Below are 19,129 nucleotides of genomic sequence, written 5' to 3' on the forward strand. Positions count from 1 at the left end.
TTTAAGTGATTAATGAATGAGAGTTTTTCAACTATTAAGCGACGGGATAAAGTATGCCGCCTTTAATAGTCATGATTACGCAATTCATGCCTATATAGTAAGGTAGAATATGATAGTTGTCGGAATTGAGGATGATGAAATCACCTTGTTTACCTACTTCGATACTTCCAATACGGTCGGCTCGTTGAAGGGCGGCGGCTCCGTTCAGGGTGAGAGCAGTGATGGTTTCTTCGATGCTCATTTTCATATAGATGCAGGCCAAAGCAATGGTCAGCGGGATGGAACCGGAGAAACAACTGCCGGGATTCAGGTCGGTGGCAAGTGCCACAGCACAGCCGGCGTCAATCATTTCACGAGCTCGCGCGTAGGGTTCTTTCAAGGCGAAAGCTGTCAGAGGTAACAGGGTGGCTACTACTCCGGCATCGGCCATTGCACGGATGCCGGCATCGGAAGCATGCAGGAGATGGTCGGCAGACAATGCTCCGAGTTCGGCTGCCAGTTCGGCACCGCCGAGAGAGACGATTTCGTCGGCATGGAGTTTCAACAGGAAACCGTGCTCTTTGGCTGCCTGAAGCAGGCGACGGGATTGTTCGATAGAGAAAACGCCTTGTTCGCAAAAGACATCACAACATTCTGCCCACTTACCGGAATGGATAAGGGGAAGCATTTCACGAATCAGGAAGTCGATGTATTCGTCGCTTCTTCCTGCGTATTCTTCGGGAAGGGCGTGGGCGCCGAGGAAAGTGGAGACTATATCGACGCGTTTATGCTCGGCGTTATTCAGGCTGCGCATTACTTTTAGTTGTAGTAATTCTGTGTCCCGGTCCAAGCCGTAGCCACTTTTACCTTCTACAGTGGTTACTCCCATGGTGCTCATCTTCTTCAGGAAGCTTTCGGCGGCTGAACGAAGTTTAAGGTAGTTCATTTGCCGGGTGGCTTTTACGGTACTTGCAATTCCCCCTCCCCGCTCCATGATTGACATATAGCTTTCGCCTTTCAGACGCCAGGAGAATTCTTCGGAACGTTCTCCGCCAAATACAAAATGGGTATGGGAGTCGACGAAACCGGGTAAAAGGCAATGTCCGCGAGCGTTATAATGCCAATAGTGCTGGTAGTAACCATCCCGATCTTCACCACGGTTTTCACCAACGTAGGTAATGATTCCTTTGGTCACTTCCACGGTTCCGTTTTCTATGATTTGCAGTTGAGACATTTCCTCTCCTTTACGGGCGGAAAAGCCGATGGGGGTTACGATACGGGCGTTAAAAATGATTAGGTTTTCACTCATAAATAGTTCATCATAATTAGTTCATATAATAAATAGAGATATGAATGGCAGTTTTTTTAGAATGATGTTTGCCATAAAGCAATTGTGACTCATTCTGTTTTCTTATTGACTATTCCATGATACGAGCTTCGAGAACTTGCTGCATGGTAAAGTTTTCGAGTCCGAGATAGTAGGAAGCGGTATCAATCAGAGCTTCCATCGGTACAAGGCCGATTATTTCACTACCTACAATCGTAACACCGTAACGACGGGCTTCGATACGTACTAATTCGAAGGCACGGTAGAGTGCGGTACGGGTATAGTCGGTCATGTTAATGGATACTTGGGTAATGTTTCGCTCTTTCAGTTCCACTCCCATTGCTTTTACATAGCGAAGTCCTCCATTGATATGCCGGATATTTTTCGCTATCTTAGTGGCTATCTCCAGATTATCTGTACTCAAATTAATATTGTAGGCAACGAGTGGCATACGGGCTCCGATTGCTACGGTGCCTGCAGTCGGATGTCGTTCAGCAGGTCCGAAGTCAGGTTGCCATTCGGATAGTTTGATCTTTTCGGCCATTCCTTCAAATTCGCCTTTACGAACGGAGGCGAGATTTTCCCGGTGTGGCGCAGTAGCCGACTTTTCATACAGGAAGACGGGAAGATTATATAGCTCCGCAACTTTCGCTGCTACTTTTTTAGAGAGTTCGATGGCTTCTTCCATACTGGTGTTCTTAATCGGGATGAAAGGAATTACATCTACCGCTCCCATACGAGGATGTTGCCCGGTGTGCTGATTCAGATCGATCAAACGGACAGCTACACCAACGGCTTCAACTACTGCTTCACACAGTGCTTCCGGCTCTCCCACAAGTGTGACAACCAGACGGTTATGGTCTTCATCATTACTGTAATCAAGCAGTTTTACTCCGGCTTTACCACGGAAAGGGGCTACTATCTGATCTATTTTCTCCAAATCACGTCCCTCGCTAAAATTGGGGACGCATTCAATAATCTTATTCCAACTCATATCAAATATCTATTATAGAGGTTATACTTTACTGAATAACTATATGTTTTACATCAAATAGCCACATGGTTTATCCGAAATAACTGCATGTTTAAACTGTTCCATATATTGTGGGAATTTATCCCCTCATATTATGAGAATGTTTTCTTTTATATTGTGAGACTACTTTCCCACAATATATGGAACTATCTTCTTTATTAATTCTTCATCCGCCACATACGGCATTGTTATCTGATAATCTCCAGCATGGGACTCATTAAATGCTTCACTCGTTTCCATCGCATGCGGATTACGCGCCCACGAACGACGGGCTACTCCTCCCATCACGTCCCAAAGCATTGCCGAACGGAGTATTTCATCTACCCGTTCGCTACCGTCGCATACCATACCAAAACCACCATTGACTGCTTTGCCAATACCGACGCCGCCTCCATTGTGTAAGGCTACCAGACTCATTCCACGGGCACAATTTCCGGCAAAACATTGCACAGCCATATCTGCCATCACATTACTTCCGTCTTTGATATTCGACGTCTCCCGGAAAGGAGAATCCGTACCACTGACATCGTGGTGGTCTCGCCCCAGCATAATAGGGCCTACTTCACCCCGGCGAACCATCTCATTGAAACGGAGGGCTATCTTCATTCTTCCAACTGCATCCTGATAAAGAATACGTGCCTGTGTACCCACCACGAGTTGATTCTTTTCTGCATCCCGTATCCAATTATAGTTGTCCAAGTCCTGACCGCGCCGATTGACGTCGATACACTCCATAGCCGCATGGTCTGTTTTTATCAGATCTTCGTGTTTACCACTCAAGCAGACCCACCTGAACGGACCGTAGCCGTAATCAAAGAGTTGGGGTCCCATAATATCTTCGACATAACTCGGCCAGATAAATCCGTCTTTTTCATCAACACCATTATAGGAGATTTCTTTTACTCCGGCATCGTATATGGCTTTCATGAAAGAGTTTCCATAATCAAAGAAATAAGTTCCGCGGGCTACCAATTTCTTGATGACCTCGAAATGACGGTGCAAAGATATGTCTACCAAGTGACGGAATTCCTCCGGCGATTCGTGAAGAAGGCGTGTGCGTTCCTCGAAAGTCAGTCCGGCTGGGCAGTATCCACCTTCGTAAACGGCGTGACAGGAGGTTTGATCGGATAATAGTTCGATCAAAATCTTTTCACGCTCGGCATACTCGAGCAGGTCTACTATATTTCCATGATAGGCAATGGAACAAGGTTCACGGCGTCGCATTGCTTCAGCTGCCATCCGGTATGCTTCTATGATATCTGCAGTCACATGCCCCACCCATCCCTGGCGGTAACGTGTTTCAATGCGTGAACGATCTACTTCGGCTATGATAGAGACTGCTCCTGCTATTTCGGCAGCTTTAGGTTGTGCACCACTCATTCCTCCCAAACCGGAAGAAATAAATAAGTGCCCCCGCAAATCTTGGTCTTGTGGAATTCCGAGTTTCAATCGTCCGGCATTCAGGAGGGTGTTGAAAGTGCCATGCACAATGCCTTGAGGACCGATATACATCCAACCACCGGCTGTCATTTGTCCGTAATTGGCAACTCCCATCTGGGCGGCAATATGCCAATCATGTTGATTGTCGAATTGTCCGATCATCATCGAATTGGTAATTATAACGCGGGGAGCATCGGGACGGGAGCGGAAAAGCCCCAATGGATGTCCGGATTCAATAACCAGTGTCTGTTCCTGGGTAAGTTCTTCCAGATATTGCTTAATCAGTCGATATTGCATCCAATTTTGGCAAACTTGCCCGGTTTCACCATAAGTAACAAGTTCGTAGGGATATAAGGCTATATCGAAGCAAAGGTTATTGTCAATCATTACCTGAAAGGCTTTGCCTTCAATACATTGCCCCTGATATTCATCAATCGGCTTTGCTTTCAAGTCTCCGGCAGGACGGAAACGGTATCCGTAAATCCGCCCGCGAGTGCGTAGTTCTTCCATAAATTCAGGAGCCAGTTGTTCGTGCCACTCGGAGGGAATATAACGCAAAGCGTTTTTTAATGCTGTGATGGTCTGCGCCGGGGTAAGTGTATAACCACGGTCGGGAGCTCTCCGGATACCTTCTACAAAATCCGGATAAGGAGGTAGCGTGTTGCCAAGAGTTATTCTCATAATAAACAGAATTAAGGATTACAAACTGTAAGCAATACAGTCTTATAACTCTTCGCAATATAGAAAAAAAGAAGATAAAAGACAAGAGAAATAACAGATTTATTATCAGAAAGGCATTATTACATTTACTGTTTAATAGAATGGTAAGATACAGGCAATGTCAGGAGTCTCTTATGCTTTTACAGATACAAATGCAGGTCTTTTATCCAAACGGATTAATAGGGCTTTTATTAAAATGGATAGCGGATTTTTCCATTAAATCAAAGCTATGAGTTCTGTGTTATTTGCATAATCCGCACCCTAATCATATCACTATGACCATGATTGTATTATGAACATACTCTTTCTCTGCTATACCAACAAAGATCGACAAAATTACTTTTTTTGTTTATTCCGCAACTCCAACAAATATTTAAAGGTATGCTTCGCCTCCTGACTATCATCTTTCAAATATGCCTGTTTCAGTTCCGGATAATTCTTCAATAATTGAAGCATTTTATCTTTTCCTAGAAAATCGACTTTTCCTGTTTCACCATTTAGCTCATAACAGACACGTTTCGTAACCAAACTTGAAGCGGCAAGAGCATCGCCAATATTCCCTCCCAGTTTTACGTCATCCTCTTCTACAAAGTTTCCTCCGATAACCGATCCTAGAGGCATGGCGCAAAAATAGATATTTTTACCCAATTGAACGGCAGGGGCATACCATGCTCCAAAGCGTAACTTTTTATAGCGCAACTTACGACAATTCAAATATAAATCTCCTTTTTCGTCACGCACGGCAAAACAACGCTTCTTCAAGCGTCGACACATCGACTCGTCATCACCGGCCGTTATCCGGTAATCAGCCCCTCCTGTCAATACAATCTGATTTCTGGAACGTTTTTCTACACGCAACACGGCTGTGGTATCACCATGTTGAGCCAGCAACTCTTTCAGGTTGGAATAAATAATATTCTGCGCAATTAACGGAAGGCTAATCACGCTTATCAGCAAACATAAGATACATCCTTTCTTCATAAGCATCCTCCTTTCCTGTCTAACGCCTTTTCGAGTGGAAAGTTATAAATTTTAGCGGATAAATGCAAGAATGAGAAAAGAAATATTGAAAAAAAGCTGCTATCAGGAAATGCCCCTTACTCTTATTAAACGGAAACAGAACTTATATACCCCATTCCTTACAGCTAGTAAAGGCATTATCCAGACAAGTCATAATATGAGCTTGTTATTCCTTTCTATCTTCCGTTAATAAACAGTAAATCTGCTCTCGACAAAAACAAGCTCTTATCCCGACCGTCATGAATTATATTACCTTTGTGGAAAAGAATTAAATTTGTCATGGAAAAACAAGAACAGATCATTACTACATATCAGCAAATCATTCAGAAAACAGAACTGGAGTTACAGAATGCACGGAAACGTATCTATTATATCAGTCTTCTCCGCCTGATCTTATTCGTAGGAGCTGTAGCAAATGCCATTATCTTTTGGTCTGATGGGTGGCTATGTCTCTCTGCTTTCGCCATCTTACCTTTTATCTTATTCATCTGGCTGGTAAAACGCCATAATTTCTGGTTCTACCGAAAAGACTTTCTGAAAAAGAAAATAGAAATCAATGAGCAGGAGCTACGTGCCATGCAATATGACTTTTCTGATTTTGATGATGGAAAAGAATTTGTTAATCCATCTCATCTCTACACTCTTGATTTAGACGTATTTGGCGAACATTCTCTTTTCCAATACATCAACCGCACTGCAACGCCTATTGGCAAACTGCATCTTGCAAACTGGTTCAATGCGCATCTGGAAAACAAAGAAGCTATTGAACATCGCCAGGAAGCTATACATGAATTGTCCACAGACTTAGAATATCGCCAACAAATCCGCTTGCTCGGCTTACTCTATAAAGGAAAACCTGCCGATACCACCGAAATCAAAGAATGGGCAAACAGTCCAAGTTATTATCGGAAGCGTACACTTCTACGCATCCTCCCGACAGCGGTAACGATCATTAATTTCCTATGTATAGGTCTAGCCATTTTAGGTATTATCTCGGCCAGTATTGCAGGAGGAGTGTTTGTTGGCTTTGTATTATTCAGCACTATTTTTTCTAAAGGAATCACTAAACTACAAACGACCTACGGAGAAAAGCTACAAATTCTTTCGACATACGCTGACCAGATTCTTCTCACTGAACAGAAAGAAATGCAAAGTCATATACTGCAAAAGTTAAAAACGGAACTTACAAGTCAGAATCAGACCGCTTCTCAAGCAGTACGCCAGCTTTCAAAACTGATGAACGCGCTCGATCAACGAAGCAATCTGCTAATAAGCACGATACTCAACGGACTAATATTCTGGGAGCTGCGCCAAGTGATGCGAATCGAGAAGTGGAAAGAAATCCACGCATCCGACCTTCCTCGCTGGATAGAAACCATCGGAGAAATTGATGCTTATTGTTCTCTGGCAACATTCGCATATAATCATCCGGATTATATCTATCCTACCATTGCTGCTCAATCTTTCCATCTGCAGGCTGAAGCTTTAGGGCATCCTTTAATGGATCGCAACAAATGTGTACGCAACGGAATAGACATCGAAAGACGTCCTTTCTTTATTATTATCACAGGAGCCAATATGGCAGGAAAAAGCACGTATTTACGTACTGTAGGAGTGAACTATCTACTAGCATGTATAGGGGCTCCCGTTTGGGCAAAGCGGATGGAAATATATCCGGCTCGACTCGTCACCAGCCTTCGGACCAGTGACTCCTTAGCCGACAACGAATCTTATTTCTTTGCCGAACTCAAGCGACTTAAATTAATCATAGACAAGCTTGAAGCAGGAGAAGAACTTTTCATCATCCTTGATGAAATATTGAAAGGTACAAACTCTATGGATAAACAGAGAGGTTCTTTCGCCCTCATCAAACAATTCATGCACATGAACACCAATGGTATCATCGCCACTCATGACTTGTTGCTAGGAACTTTAGTGGACTCCTTCCCACAAAATATCCGAAATTACTGTTTCGAAGCTGACATCACGAACAACGAACTCACCTTCTCTTACCAAATGAGAAACGGAGTTGCGCAAAATATGAATGCCTGCTTTTTAATGAAGAAAATGGGGATCGCCGTCATTAACGACTAATCCCCATCCTTGTATGAAAATCAAAGTTTTCTATTGCAGTAACATCCAAAACCTGCTTTATTTAGTAGCAGCAAACTGAATATAAAATTTCAAGCTACCTGTTTTAATGTGTCGGAAAAAACAAAGTTAAACAGGTTTTGTAGATATACTTTTACTGCATTTTACTTTTTGCCAGAAATGCTATTACCGCTGAAGCTTGTTCATCAGTGAAATACTGCACTGATGTTATTGGCTGATAGGTATAAGGTATAAACTGGAATAACTGTACAGCTGCAAACTTTTTATCAGCAGAAAGTATCACATCCATACGTATATTACCACTAGCCTCACTCTTTATATGCGAACCTGCAGAGAATGAACCCGAATTCACAAGATTCCTCAAAGCATCCATGTGTTTCAAATCAAAGAATATACTATGCTCTTTAGCCACACTTTTGGTTGGTAAATAAATAACTTCTTTTGATTTCCAGAAGAGACGGAAAATCCCCATAAGGAATAGACCTGTTCCCAGAACCATCAAAGCCATACTAACCGTAGAAGACTTATCTTCCAATTCGAAAGTAGAAGCAAAAGCTAAAATACCGACCAATAACATTACAGAAGAAATTAAAACTCCTGAAACACTTGTACGTTTTGCGATATCGGGGTGTGAAGATGCGAAGATAGTAGCATCAATCGTTTGAGTAGTTGCCATAATATTTAAAGTTTAAATTATTAGTAAAAATATAAAGATAAAAAGGATATAGTCACCGGTATTACAGAAGATACCAGTAACCACAAAATAAACAATACCAATAAATAGACTACTAAATAATTATACGCCTCAAAGTATATACATAGTATTCACTTGATGGCTGGCAATAATAGGAAGTTGTTGTACCATAAATCCGCCCCCAGTGTTGTGAAAGTGAGTTATCACGATCAGCACAACATTGTAGCGCATTTTTTAAAGAAAAGAAATATTCTCCAAGTTGCACACGTTGAATACGTGTTACAGATATCTGATGGCTTTGCAAGTTGTTCAATTCAGCCACTGGCTTACCAGGAAGATCCGGTGCGCTGATTTCCCCATGCTGTCTCATTGCATATGTAATAGCACGCTCCTGCTCATCCACCACTTTCGCAGTAGAAACATTGCCTGCTATGCTATGAAAAGCAACAGTCAGCAACAGAAACAATATTACCTTTACAAATTTTGCCATATTCACCTGCAAATATAACAGATTCTCTCTATGAAAAGTTCTATTAAGATATATTTTAATGTATCTTAGTATTAGTAAACGGCAGACAAACAAAAAAGGCTACCCTCACAGGTAGCCTTTTTTATATCTATAAGAATAACTGTAAAATTATTCAGCTGATTCAGCTTTTGGTTCTTCAGCCTTAGGAGCTTCAGTTGCAGGAGCTTCAACAGCGGCAGAAGCAGCTTTCTTCGAACGACGAGTACGAGTAGCTTTCTTAGCAACTTTTTCCTTAGCCATGTTTTCATTGTAGTCAACCAACTCGATGAAGCACATTTCTGCATTGTCACCCAAACGGTTACCAGTCTTGATAATACGAGTATAACCACCCGGACGATCAGCAATCTTAACAGAGATTTCTTTGAACAATTCTGTTACTGCAATCTTATCTTGCAAGTTGCTAAATACAACACGACGAGAGTTCGTAGTATCTTCTTTAGACTTAGTAATCAAAGGCTCAACAAACTTTTTCAAAGCTTTCGCCTTTGCAACAGTCGTAGTGATTCTTTTGTGCTTGATCAAAGAGCAAGCCATGTTAGATAACATAGCGCTTCTATGAGAAGCAGTACGACCTAAATGATTGAATTTTTTATTATGTCTCATTTTTTATTCTTTATCTAATTTATATTTAGAAATGTCGGTTCCAAACGACAGATTCAGACTTTCCAGCAAATCATCAAGCTCGGTAAGCGATTTCTTTCCGAAGTTTCTGAATTTCAGCAGGTCAGTTTTGTTGAATTGTACCAAGTCGCCGAGAGTTTCTACGTCAGCAGCCTTCAAGCAATTGAGGGCACGAACTGACAAGTCCATATCAACGAGTTTAGTTTTCAACAGCTGACGCATGTGCAATACTTCTTCATCAAACTCTTCATTGCCATCAGTATCATTACTTTCAAGCGTGATCTTCTCGTCAGAGAACAACATGAAATGATAAATCAGAATTTTTGCAGCTTCTTTCAGCGCTTCTTTCGGATGTATAGAACCGTCGGTACTAATTTCAAGTACTAGCTTTTCGTAGTCAGTCTTCTGTTCTACACGGAAGTTTTCTACAGCATACTTGACATTACGTATCGGTGTATAAATAGAGTCGATTGGAATTACATTAACATCCGTGCAATACTCGCGATTCTCATCAGCAGGTACATAACCACGGCCTTTGTTAATTGTAATATCAATCTGCATAGTTGACTTAGAATCTAAATGACAAATAACTAATTCCGGATTTAACACTTCAAATCCAGTCAAATACTTACCTATGTCACCTGCTTTAAATTCACTGGAATTCTCGACAGTGATGCTCACTTTTTCGCTCTCGAACTCTTCAACTACTTGCTTGAATCTCACTTGTTTCAGATTCAAGATAATGTTGGTAACATCCTCTTTTACTCCAGGTACACTAGAAAATTCATGCTCCACACCATCGATTCTGATAGTAGTGATAGCAAAACCCTCTAATGAAGAAAGAAGGATTCGGCGTAATGCATTACCTACAGTAATACCAAAACCCGGTTCCAACGGACGGAATTCGAATTTACCGAATCTGGAGTCCGCCTCCAACATTAATACTTTATCAGGTTTTTGAAATGCTAATATCGCCATGAAATTAATTATTATTTAGAATACAATTCAACGATCAAATGTTCTTTAATGTTCTCAGGAATGTCTGCTCTTTCAGGTATGTGCAACATTTTACCAACCTTAGAAGCTTCGTCCCATTCCAACCAAGCATACTTGCTATGATTGAAACCTGCAAGAGAATTAGCAATTACTTCCAAAGATTTAGATCTTTCACGAACACCAATCAATTGTCCTGGTTTTACTGCAAATGAAGGGATGTTTACCACTTCACCATCTACAGTAATGTGCTTGTGACTAACCAACTGACGAGCAGCAGCACGTGTAGGAGCAATTCCCAAGCGGAATACTACGTTGTCAAGACGGCCTTCCAGCAATTGAAGGAGTACCTCACCGGTAATACCTTTAGCAGTAGCTGCTTTTTCAAACAAATTGCGGAATTGTTTTTCTAAAACTCCATAGGTGTATTTAGCTTTCTGCTTTTCACGAAGTTGCACACCATATTCAGAAGTTTTTCTTTTTCTTGAATTACCATGTTGTCCGGGAGGATAGTTCTTCTTTGACAAAACTTTGTCAGCTCCAAAGATTCCTTCACCGAATTTACGGGCGATTCTCGATTTTGGTCCAGTATATCTAGCCATTTCTTTTAAATATTTAATTGTTTATTCATGAACTTAATTTGTTGCAGCCGCGATTACAGAGAGAAATTAAATGTAATCCAAAAACAAAATCAAGATCATTGTGTAAGTTAAAGGTAAATTAAACTCTACGTCTTTTCGGAGGACGACAACCATTATGTGGAAGCGGAGTCACGTCAATGATTTCAGTAACTTCGATACCAGCACCGTGGATAGTTCTAATAGCAGACTCACGTCCGTTACCTGGACCCTTCACATATGCTTTTACCTTTCTCAGGCCAAGATCAAATGCAATCTTTGCACAATCCTGGGCAGCCATCTGAGCTGCATAAGGAGTATTCTTTTTAGAACCTCTAAATCCCATTTTACCAGCAGATGACCAAGAGATAATCTGCCCTTCACTGTTTGCAAGAGAAACAATAATATTGTTGAAAGATGAATGAACATGCAACTGTCCATTAGCGTCTACTTTCACATTTCTCTTTTTAGCTGCAACTGTTTTTTTTGCCATATCAACAATTATTATTTAGTAGCTTTTTTCTTATTAGCAACGGTTTTCTTTCTACCTTTACGAGTACGTGCATTGTTCTTAGTGCTCTGACCTCTAACAGGCAGACCAATACGGTGACGTACACCACGATAGCAACCAATATCCATTAATCGCTTAATGTTCAATTGGATTTCAGAACGAAGATCACCTTCCACTTTATACTCTGCACCGATAATCTCACGAATCTTAGCAGCTTGATCATCTGTCCAGTCTTTAACCTTCAGATCTTTATCTACACCAGCTTTATCTAAAATTTTTGCTGAACTACTGCGACCTATTCCATATACATAGGTCAACGCAATTTCACCTCTTTTGTTCTGAGGTAAATCTACACCAACTATTCTTATAGCCATATACTTAATTATTTTTTTTGCAAAAATAACAAATTATCCTTGACGTTGTTTATACTTAGGATTTTTCTTGTTAATAACATACAAACGGCCATTACGTCTAACGATCTTACATTCTGGCGTGCGTTTCTTTAATGATGCTCTTACTTTCATATCTTATTTTATTTATATCTAAACACAATTCTTCCTTTCGATAAGTCGTAAGGAGACATTTCGACTCTCACTTTATCTCCCGGCAAGATCTTGATGTAATGCATCCGCATCTTACCTGAAATATGTGCAGTAATCTCATGTCCGTTTTCTAATTCAACACGAAACATTGCATTTGACAATGCTTCAACTATAACTCCATCTTGTTCTATTGCAGATTGCTTTGCCATATTATATTGCTTTATCTCCTAAAACTTCTTCTATGAATTTGAATGAAGACAAAATATCAGCTTCACCAGCTCCAACAGCTATCGTATGTTCAAAATGTGCAGCACATTTACGATCTCTGGTCCTCACAGTCCATCCGTCACGTTCCATAATCACTTGTCGATCTCCCAATGTTATCATCGGCTCTATCGCTATGCAAAGGCCTCTTTTCATCAAAGGTCCATATCCTCTTTTACCATAATTAGGCACTTGAGGATCTTCGTGCATCTCTTTACCAATGCCATGACCAACAAACTCACGCACTACACCATAAGAGTGAGACTCACAATATTGCTGAATAGCATACCCGATGTCTCCGATTCTTTTGCCTTGCACTGCGTTCTGAATGCCAATATATAACGCTTCTTTAGTTACCTTCAACAAGTTACGAATTTCTTCGTCCACCTCTCCTACACAAAAAGTATAAGCAGAATCACCACAAAAACCATTCATGTAAGTTCCGCAATCCACTGATACGATATCGCCATCTTTCAGTACAATATCACCTGGGATTCCATGTACAACCTGTTCATTAACAGAAGTACAAAGAGATGCGGGAAATGGTTCTCCATATTGATTCGGAAATCCTTTGAAAGTTGGAGTTGCCCCATGATCTCTAATGAACTCTTCAGCAACTTTATCCAACTCACGTGTAGTTACACCAGGCTTCACCAGTTTGGCAACCTCTGCAAGAGTTTTACCAACAAGCAGATTACTCTGACGGAGCAATTCTATTTCATCTTCTGTTTTAAGAAATATCATTTCTAATCTAAAGAATTAATATGCCGCTACACCAGCGCGTCCTTTAATACGACCAGACTTCAACAGACCATCATAGTGTCTCATCAACAAATGACTTTCAACCTGTTGCAGTGTATCAAGAACAACACCTACAAGAATTAACAAAGATGTACCGCCGAAGAATTGAGCAAATCCTGCTTGCACTCCGAATATACCGGCAAAAGCAGGCATAATAGCAACTAAAGCCAAGAAGAAAGAACCCGGCAAAGTAATACGAGACATTATATCATCAATATACTCTGCTGTTTTCTTTCCCGGTTTAATACCAGGGATGAAACCATTATTTCTCTTCATATCCTCAGCCATCTGAGTCGGATTAATTGTAATTGCAGTATAGAAATATGTAAATAATATAATCATTACCGCAAAAACAAAATTATACCAGAAACTTGTATGATCTGTAAACGCATGCAAGAAACCGCCCGCATCATTTACATTTGAAAAACCGATAAACGTAATTGGAATAAACATGATTGCCTGAGCAAAGATGATAGGCATAACACCAGCAGCATTCACTTTCAAAGGAATGTATTGTCTAGCACCACCATATTGCTTGTTACCAACAATTCTTTTTGCATACTGTACAGGAATTTTTCTTGTACCTTGTACCAAAAGAATAGCAGCACCAATCACTAATAACAAGAATACGATTTCAATTATAAACATGATCAAACCACCACTCTTATTTGCTACTCTGGATACAACTTCTTGCAACAAAGCATCAGGGAAACGAGCGATAATACCAATCAAGATGATAAATGAAATACCGTTACCAATACCTTTATCAGTAATTCTTTCACCAAGCCACAAAATAAACATACTACCTGCTGCCAAAATAATGGTAGAGGTAACCATAAACAGAGTCCAATCTAATGAAGCATTTAAGGAAGGGCCAGCCTGCATTTTAAGATTGAGCAAATAAGAAGGGGCCTGAACTAACAATATAGCAATCGTCAAATAACGAGTATATTGATTCATTTTTCTTCTGCCGCTCTCACCTTCGCGTTGCAACTTCTGGAAATACGGCACAGCGATTCCCAACAACTGGATTACGATAGATGCAGAGATATAAGGCATGATTCCTAATGCAAAAATAGAGGCATTAGAAAATGCTCCTCCAGAGAACATATTTAACAAGGCTAAAAGGCCTTCACTTGTTTGTTCGTGCAATTTTGCCAGCATTGCCGGATTGATACCCGGTAATACGACATATGATCCGAAACGGTAAATTGCCACAAACAATATGGTGATGAGGATCCGCTGTCTCAGATCCTCAATCTTCCATATATTCTTTAATGTTTCAATAGCTTTTCTCATTGAATCAGAGTTTTACTACAGTTCCACCAGCAGCTTCAATAGCAGCAGTTGCAGTCTTAGAGAATGCATGAGCTTCTACTTCCAGCTTGTTAGTCAGAGTTCCGTTACCCAATACTTTTACCAACTGATTTGAAGATATAAATCCTGCTTCGATAAAGTCGTTTACACCAATTTTTGCCAAGCTCTTAGCTTCAGCAAGTTTCTGGATAGTATCCAGATTGATGGCTTTATATTCTACACGATTGATATTCTTGAAACCAAATTTAGGAACTCGACGTTGAAGAGGCATCTGACCACCTTCAAAACCGATCTTCTTAGAGTATCCAGATCTTGATTTAGCTCCCTTATGACCTCTTGTAGAAGTACCGCCTAAGCCAGAACCAGTTCCACGTCCAATTCTTTTTCTTGTCTTAGTAGATCCCTCTGCAGGTTTTAAATTACTTAAGTTCATATTGTAATTTCGTTTTATTATTCAACAAATAATTACTTAACAATGGCAACCAAGTGTTTTACTTTATCTACCATCCCAAGAATTGAAGGAGTGCTTTCGTGTTCAACCACACGGTTCAGTTTACGAAGTCCCAGTGCATCGAGAGTTCTTTTCTGATCAGCTGGAGCACCAATTCTACTTTTAACTTGTTTAATCTTTATAGTTGACATATCTCCTCCTTATCCTCTAAATACTTTTTCAACACTAATACCTCTGTTCTGAGCAACCATTCTTGCATCACGCATTTCACTCAAAGCTTCGATTGTAGCTTTAACAAGGTTGTGCGGATTTGAAGAACCTTTAGATTTAGCCAAAACGTCAGTAACACCAACACTTTCCAATACAGCACGCATAGCACCACCAGCTACTACACCGGTTCCGTGAGATGCAGGTTTGATGAATACTTCAGCACCACCAAATCTAGCTGATTGTTCATGAGGAACAGTACCTTTCAAAATAGGCACTTTCACCAGGTTCTTTTTAGCTGATTCAACACCTTTAGCGATAGCAGCTGTTACTTCACCTGCTTTACCAAGTCCCCAACCAATGATACCTTCTTCGTTACCTACAACAACGATTGCAGAGAAACTAAAAGTTCTACCACCTTTGGTAACTTTAGTAACACGATTAATAGCAACCAATCTATCTTTCAGTTCTATATCGTTAGTAATCTTAACTCTATTATTAACTCCTGCCATAATGATTAAAATTTAAGTCCACCGTTACGAGCAGCATCAGCTACTTCTTTTACTCTCCCATGATACAAGTAACCATTACGGTCGAAAACAACAGTAGTTATACCTGCTTCCTGAGCCTTTTTAGCAATCATTTCACCCACTTTAGCAGCTTGTTCTTTTTTAGCAACTTTATCAGTCAAACCTAAAGAAGAAGCGGCAGCCAGTGTCTTACCAGAAAGATCATCGATAATCTGGACATAAATTTGCTTGTTACTTCTAAATACACTCATACGCGGACATTCAGTAGTACCTGAAATTTTGTTGCGTACTCTATATTTGATCTTAACTCGTCTTTCTATTTTTGTTGTCATAATAATCTAATTTTATATGAATTACTTAGCGCCGGCTGATTTACCAGACTTTCTACGAATTACTTCGCCAACAAACTTAATACCTTTACCCTTGTATGGTTCAGGCTTACGGAAAGAACGTATTTTAGAGCAAACTTGACCAAGCAATTGTTTGTCACACGATTCCAATATAATAAGAGGATTCTTATTTCTTTCAGACTTAGTTTCAACTTTTACCTCAGCAGGTAATTGAATGAAAATATTGTGTGTATAACCTAAAGCAAGCTCAATGATGTTACCTTGGTTAGAAGCACGATAACCTACACCAACAAGTTCCAGTTCCTTCTTGTATCCTTCAGATACGCCCACAACCATGTTGTGAACCAAAGAACGATACAAACCGTGGAAAGCATGTTTTTGCTTTGGGTTATCAAGCATTTCTTTATCGTTTTCTGTTAAAGTTACGTGTCCGTCTTCAATGGCAACATTGATAGCAGGATTCACATATTGGCTCATTTCGCCTTTGGGTCCCTTTACGGTAACCACATTATCCTTCAGAGTGACTGTCACTCCAGCAGGGATACTAATGGGTAATTTTCCTATTCTTGACATTCTAATTCCTCCTAATTAATATACATAACACAAGACTTCACCACCGATCTTCAGTTCTGCAGCCTCTTTGTTAGTCATTACACCTTTGGAAGTAGATATTATAGCAATACCCAGCCCATTAATAACACGCGGCATATCTTTGTAACCAGTATACTTACGCATACCCGGAGAAGATATTCTTTCTAACTTTTTGATTGCGTTAACTTTGTTAACAGAATCATACTTCAAGGCAACCTTAATAGTTCCTTGAGGACCATCTTCTACAAACTTATAATTAAGAATGTAGCCTTTTTCAAAAAGAATCTTAGTGATTTCTTTTTTCAAGTTCGAAGCGGGAACTTCAACAACTCTGTGCTTTGCACCAATCGCGTTCCGCAACCTCGTTAAATAATCTGCTATTGGATCAGTCATATAAAAATAAATTAAATTAATCAGGACTACCCTGACAATATTTAAACAATAATTACCAGCTTGCTTTTTTTACGCCTGGGATCAGTCCGTTAGATGCCATCTCACGGAATTGAATTCTCGAAATTCCGAATTGACGAATATAACCTTTAGGACGTCCAGTCAGTTTGCAACGGTTGTGCATACGAATCGGATTAGAATTCTTTGGCAACTCTTGCAACTTCTGTGCAGCCTCAAAAGCATCAGCAGGGTCACCTGTTCTTACGATTTGCTTCAAAGCAGCTCTTCTTTCGGCGTATTTGGCTACTAATTTAGCACGTTTTACTTCACGTGCTTTCATTGATTCCTTTGCCATATCTATTAGTCTTTTTTAGCGTTTTTAAAAGGTAAACCGAATTCCTTCAGCAAAGCATAACCTTCTTCATCTGTTTCCGCAGAGGTTACAAAGGTAATATTCATTCCGAGAATTCTTGTAATACTATCGATATTTATTTCAGGGAAAATGATTTGTTCCTGAATACCAAGGGTATAGTTACCTTTACCATCAAACTTACTTTCGATACCTTTGAAGTCACGAATACGAGGAAGAGCTACACGAACCAATTTTTCAAGGAATTCGTACATTCTTTCACGACGTAAAGTTACCATAACACCAATCGGCATTTTTTTACGCAACTTAAAGTTTGCGATATCTTTACGAGAAATGGTAGCTACAGCTTTCTGACCTGTGATAGCTGTCATTTCATTGATTGCAACTTCGATAATCTTCTTATCAGCAACAGCCATACCTAACCCTTGATTGATAACAATCTTCTTAAGTACGGGTACCTGCATTGTAGAAGAATACTGGAACTGTGATTTCAATGCAGGTGCTATACGCTCTGCATATTCTTTCTTAAGACTAGCAGTATTACTCATTACTTAATCTCCTCTCCTGATTTTTTAGAATAACGCACTAAAGTTCCTTCCGAACTCTTTTTTCTCCCAATACGCGTTGCTTTACCAGTTTTTGGATCAACCGGGTTCAAGTTTGAAATGTGGATAGAAGCTTCCTGCTTCACGATACCACCTTGCGGATTCTTAGCATTCGGTTTTGTGCTTTTAGATACCATATTGATACCTTCTACAAATGCACGTCCTTCTTTAACAAGAACCTTCAATACACGACCAGTTTTGCCCTTATCTTCGCCAGCATTTACGTAAACTGTATCGCCTTTTTTAATATGTAATTTACTCATTACTTAAATCTTTTACAAATTAAAGTACCTCAGGCGCAAGTGACACAACTTTCATGTTTGTAGCACGAAGTTCTCTTGCTACAGGACCGAAAATACGACTACCTCTAATTTCACCTGCATTATTCAACAACACGCAAGCATTATCATCAAAACGTATATAAGAACCATCAGGACGACGGATTTCTTTCTTTGTACGTACAATCAAAGCCTTTGATACTGCACCTTTTTTAACATCACTAGAAGGGATAACACTCTTCACTGAAACTACAATGACATCCCCCACTGAAGCATAACGACGACCTGTACCACCCAAAACGCGGATACACAACGCCTCTTTCGCTCCACTGTTATCACATACTGTAAGTCTGGATTCTACTTGTATCATAATTACTTAGCTCTTTCAATTATTTCTACTAATCTCCATCTTTTAGTCTTGCTCAAAGGACGAGTTTCCATGATGCTTACAGTATCACCGATATTGCATTCATTCTTTTCATCGTGAGCATGGTACTTCTTCGTTTTACTAACGAACTTACCATATATAGGGTGTTTTTCCTTAAATTTGGCAGCAACTGTGATGGTCTTATCCATCTTATTGCTCAACACAACCCCTGTTCTTTCTTTTCTTAAATTTCTTGCTTCCATCAAGCTGATCATTTATTGTTAAGTTCTCTTTCGCGCAATTCTGTTTTCATACGCGCAATAGTCCTGCGTAATTGTTTGATTTGAGCAGGATTTTCCAAAGGAGAAATAGAATGATTAATAACCATTTGGTTATAATTAGCTGTTTCCGCCTCTACTCTTTCTACTAAATCATTAGTAGTCATTTCTTTTATTTCTGCAATTTTCATA

General features: G+C 40.0%; 28 protein-coding genes. 1 reads left to right on the forward strand and 27 read right to left on the reverse strand.

Annotation, left to right across the window (positions count from 1 at the left end; genetic code table 11):
* Nucleotides 1-34 precede the first annotated feature (34 nt).
* From hutI to H8796_RS02865, 4 genes are all read right to left on the reverse strand, one after another.
* Complete coding sequence (gene hutI, locus H8796_RS02850; RefSeq protein ID WP_117936397.1) at nucleotides 35-1,288, reverse strand: imidazolonepropionase; 1,254 nt, start codon at nucleotides 1,286-1,288, stop codon at nucleotides 35-37.
* A gap of 109 nt (nucleotides 1,289-1,397) precedes the next feature.
* Entirely contained in the window at nucleotides 1,398-2,300 is a 903-nt protein-coding gene (gene ftcD, locus H8796_RS02855) for a glutamate formimidoyltransferase (RefSeq protein ID WP_117936395.1), read from the reverse strand.
* A 162-nt stretch (nucleotides 2,301-2,462) separates the two neighbouring features.
* Nucleotides 2,463-4,460, reverse strand: a complete 1,998-nt coding sequence (locus H8796_RS02860) for a urocanate hydratase (RefSeq protein ID WP_117936393.1) — start codon at nucleotides 4,458-4,460, stop codon at nucleotides 2,463-2,465.
* A 375-nt stretch (nucleotides 4,461-4,835) separates the two neighbouring features.
* Nucleotides 4,836-5,480, reverse strand: coding sequence for a DUF6563 family protein (locus H8796_RS02865; protein ID WP_004307524.1), 645 nt, complete (start codon nucleotides 5,478-5,480; stop codon nucleotides 4,836-4,838).
* A gap of 318 nt (nucleotides 5,481-5,798) precedes the next feature.
* On the opposite strand from H8796_RS02865, the gene H8796_RS02870 reads away from it, so the two are divergent.
* Nucleotides 5,799-7,613, forward strand: coding sequence for a MutS family DNA mismatch repair protein (locus H8796_RS02870; protein ID WP_117936391.1), 1,815 nt, complete (start codon nucleotides 5,799-5,801; stop codon nucleotides 7,611-7,613).
* A gap of 151 nt (nucleotides 7,614-7,764) precedes the next feature.
* Here the strand turns inward: H8796_RS02870 and H8796_RS02875 are convergent, their stop codons facing one another.
* The 23 genes from H8796_RS02875 to rpmC form a co-directional block, all read right to left on the reverse strand.
* Nucleotides 7,765-8,307 (reverse strand): hypothetical protein, encoded by a 543-nt coding sequence (locus H8796_RS02875; RefSeq protein ID WP_117936389.1) that lies wholly within the window; start codon nucleotides 8,305-8,307, stop codon nucleotides 7,765-7,767.
* A 112-nt stretch (nucleotides 8,308-8,419) separates the two neighbouring features.
* Entirely contained in the window at nucleotides 8,420-8,815 is a 396-nt protein-coding gene (locus tag H8796_RS02880; protein ID WP_004296323.1) for a hypothetical protein, read from the reverse strand.
* A gap of 147 nt (nucleotides 8,816-8,962) precedes the next feature.
* A complete protein-coding gene (gene rplQ, locus H8796_RS02885) occupies nucleotides 8,963-9,457 on the reverse strand; it encodes a 50S ribosomal protein L17 (protein WP_117936387.1) in 495 nt (164 codons plus the stop codon).
* 3 nt (nucleotides 9,458-9,460) lie between these two features.
* Nucleotides 9,461-10,453, reverse strand: coding sequence for a DNA-directed RNA polymerase subunit alpha (locus H8796_RS02890; RefSeq protein ID WP_004296325.1), 993 nt, complete (start codon nucleotides 10,451-10,453; stop codon nucleotides 9,461-9,463).
* A gap of 11 nt (nucleotides 10,454-10,464) precedes the next feature.
* On the reverse strand, nucleotides 10,465-11,070 hold the full coding sequence (gene rpsD, locus H8796_RS02895) for a 30S ribosomal protein S4 (RefSeq protein WP_004296326.1): 606 nt from the start codon (nucleotides 11,068-11,070) through the stop codon (nucleotides 10,465-10,467).
* Nucleotides 11,071-11,188: 118 nt separating this feature from the next.
* Nucleotides 11,189-11,578: a 30S ribosomal protein S11 gene (rpsK, locus tag H8796_RS02900; RefSeq protein ID WP_004296327.1), complete on the reverse strand. Its 390-nt coding sequence runs from the start codon at nucleotides 11,576-11,578 to the stop codon at nucleotides 11,189-11,191.
* Between the two features lie 11 nt (nucleotides 11,579-11,589).
* A complete protein-coding gene (gene rpsM / locus H8796_RS02905) occupies nucleotides 11,590-11,970 on the reverse strand; it encodes a 30S ribosomal protein S13 (RefSeq protein WP_004296328.1) in 381 nt (126 codons plus the stop codon).
* Between the two features lie 33 nt (nucleotides 11,971-12,003).
* Nucleotides 12,004-12,120, reverse strand: coding sequence for a type B 50S ribosomal protein L36 (ykgO, locus tag H8796_RS02910; protein WP_002558051.1), 117 nt, complete (start codon nucleotides 12,118-12,120; stop codon nucleotides 12,004-12,006).
* A gap of 8 nt (nucleotides 12,121-12,128) precedes the next feature.
* Nucleotides 12,129-12,347 carry a translation initiation factor IF-1 gene (infA, locus tag H8796_RS02915; RefSeq protein WP_002558052.1) on the reverse strand — a complete coding sequence of 73 codons (219 nt, stop codon included), beginning with the start codon at nucleotides 12,345-12,347 and terminating at the stop codon, nucleotides 12,129-12,131.
* Between the two features lies 1 nt (nucleotide 12,348).
* Nucleotides 12,349-13,146: a type I methionyl aminopeptidase gene (gene map / locus H8796_RS02920; RefSeq protein WP_004296329.1), complete on the reverse strand. Its 798-nt coding sequence runs from the start codon at nucleotides 13,144-13,146 to the stop codon at nucleotides 12,349-12,351.
* A 15-nt stretch (nucleotides 13,147-13,161) separates the two neighbouring features.
* Entirely contained in the window at nucleotides 13,162-14,502 is a 1,341-nt protein-coding gene (gene secY / locus H8796_RS02925; protein WP_004296330.1) for a preprotein translocase subunit SecY, read from the reverse strand.
* A gap of 4 nt (nucleotides 14,503-14,506) precedes the next feature.
* A complete protein-coding gene (gene rplO, locus H8796_RS02930; RefSeq protein WP_004296331.1) occupies nucleotides 14,507-14,953 on the reverse strand; it encodes a 50S ribosomal protein L15 in 447 nt (148 codons plus the stop codon).
* Between the two features lie 32 nt (nucleotides 14,954-14,985).
* Nucleotides 14,986-15,162 carry a 50S ribosomal protein L30 gene (rpmD, locus tag H8796_RS02935; RefSeq protein WP_004296332.1) on the reverse strand — a complete coding sequence of 59 codons (177 nt, stop codon included), beginning with the start codon at nucleotides 15,160-15,162 and terminating at the stop codon, nucleotides 14,986-14,988.
* Between the two features lie 9 nt (nucleotides 15,163-15,171).
* Entirely contained in the window at nucleotides 15,172-15,690 is a 519-nt protein-coding gene (gene rpsE, locus H8796_RS02940) for a 30S ribosomal protein S5 (RefSeq protein WP_004296333.1), read from the reverse strand.
* A gap of 5 nt (nucleotides 15,691-15,695) precedes the next feature.
* Nucleotides 15,696-16,040 carry a 50S ribosomal protein L18 gene (gene rplR, locus H8796_RS02945; protein WP_004296334.1) on the reverse strand — a complete coding sequence of 115 codons (345 nt, stop codon included), beginning with the start codon at nucleotides 16,038-16,040 and terminating at the stop codon, nucleotides 15,696-15,698.
* 21 nt (nucleotides 16,041-16,061) lie between these two features.
* On the reverse strand, nucleotides 16,062-16,631 hold the full coding sequence (gene rplF / locus H8796_RS02950; RefSeq protein WP_004296335.1) for a 50S ribosomal protein L6: 570 nt from the start codon (nucleotides 16,629-16,631) through the stop codon (nucleotides 16,062-16,064).
* A gap of 15 nt (nucleotides 16,632-16,646) precedes the next feature.
* Nucleotides 16,647-17,042: a 30S ribosomal protein S8 gene (rpsH, locus tag H8796_RS02955; RefSeq protein ID WP_004296336.1), complete on the reverse strand. Its 396-nt coding sequence runs from the start codon at nucleotides 17,040-17,042 to the stop codon at nucleotides 16,647-16,649.
* A gap of 52 nt (nucleotides 17,043-17,094) precedes the next feature.
* The gene (gene rpsN, locus H8796_RS02960; RefSeq protein WP_004296337.1) at nucleotides 17,095-17,394 is read right to left on the reverse strand and encodes a 30S ribosomal protein S14; all 300 of its coding nucleotides are present in this window, start codon (nucleotides 17,392-17,394) and stop codon (nucleotides 17,095-17,097) included.
* A gap of 5 nt (nucleotides 17,395-17,399) precedes the next feature.
* Complete coding sequence (gene rplE, locus H8796_RS02965) at nucleotides 17,400-17,957, reverse strand: 50S ribosomal protein L5 (protein WP_004296338.1); 558 nt, start codon at nucleotides 17,955-17,957, stop codon at nucleotides 17,400-17,402.
* Entirely contained in the window at nucleotides 17,957-18,277 is a 321-nt protein-coding gene (gene rplX, locus H8796_RS02970; RefSeq protein ID WP_004296339.1) for a 50S ribosomal protein L24, read from the reverse strand. The genes rplE and rplX overlap by 1 nt, the downstream gene beginning before the upstream one ends.
* A 19-nt stretch (nucleotides 18,278-18,296) precedes the next feature.
* Entirely contained in the window at nucleotides 18,297-18,662 is a 366-nt protein-coding gene (gene rplN, locus H8796_RS02975; protein WP_004296340.1) for a 50S ribosomal protein L14, read from the reverse strand.
* Between the two features lie 2 nt (nucleotides 18,663-18,664).
* Entirely contained in the window at nucleotides 18,665-18,934 is a 270-nt protein-coding gene (gene rpsQ, locus H8796_RS02980) for a 30S ribosomal protein S17 (RefSeq protein ID WP_004296341.1), read from the reverse strand.
* Complete coding sequence (gene rpmC, locus H8796_RS02985) at nucleotides 18,931-19,128, reverse strand: 50S ribosomal protein L29 (protein WP_004296342.1); 198 nt, start codon at nucleotides 19,126-19,128, stop codon at nucleotides 18,931-18,933. Before rpmC ends, rpsQ begins: the two co-directional genes overlap by 4 nt.
* Between the last annotated feature and the right edge of the window lies 1 nt (nucleotide 19,129).

The organism is Bacteroides sp. M10, from assembly GCF_014334015.1.
GTDB lineage: Bacteria > Bacteroidota > Bacteroidia > Bacteroidales > Bacteroidaceae > Bacteroides > Bacteroides intestinigallinarum.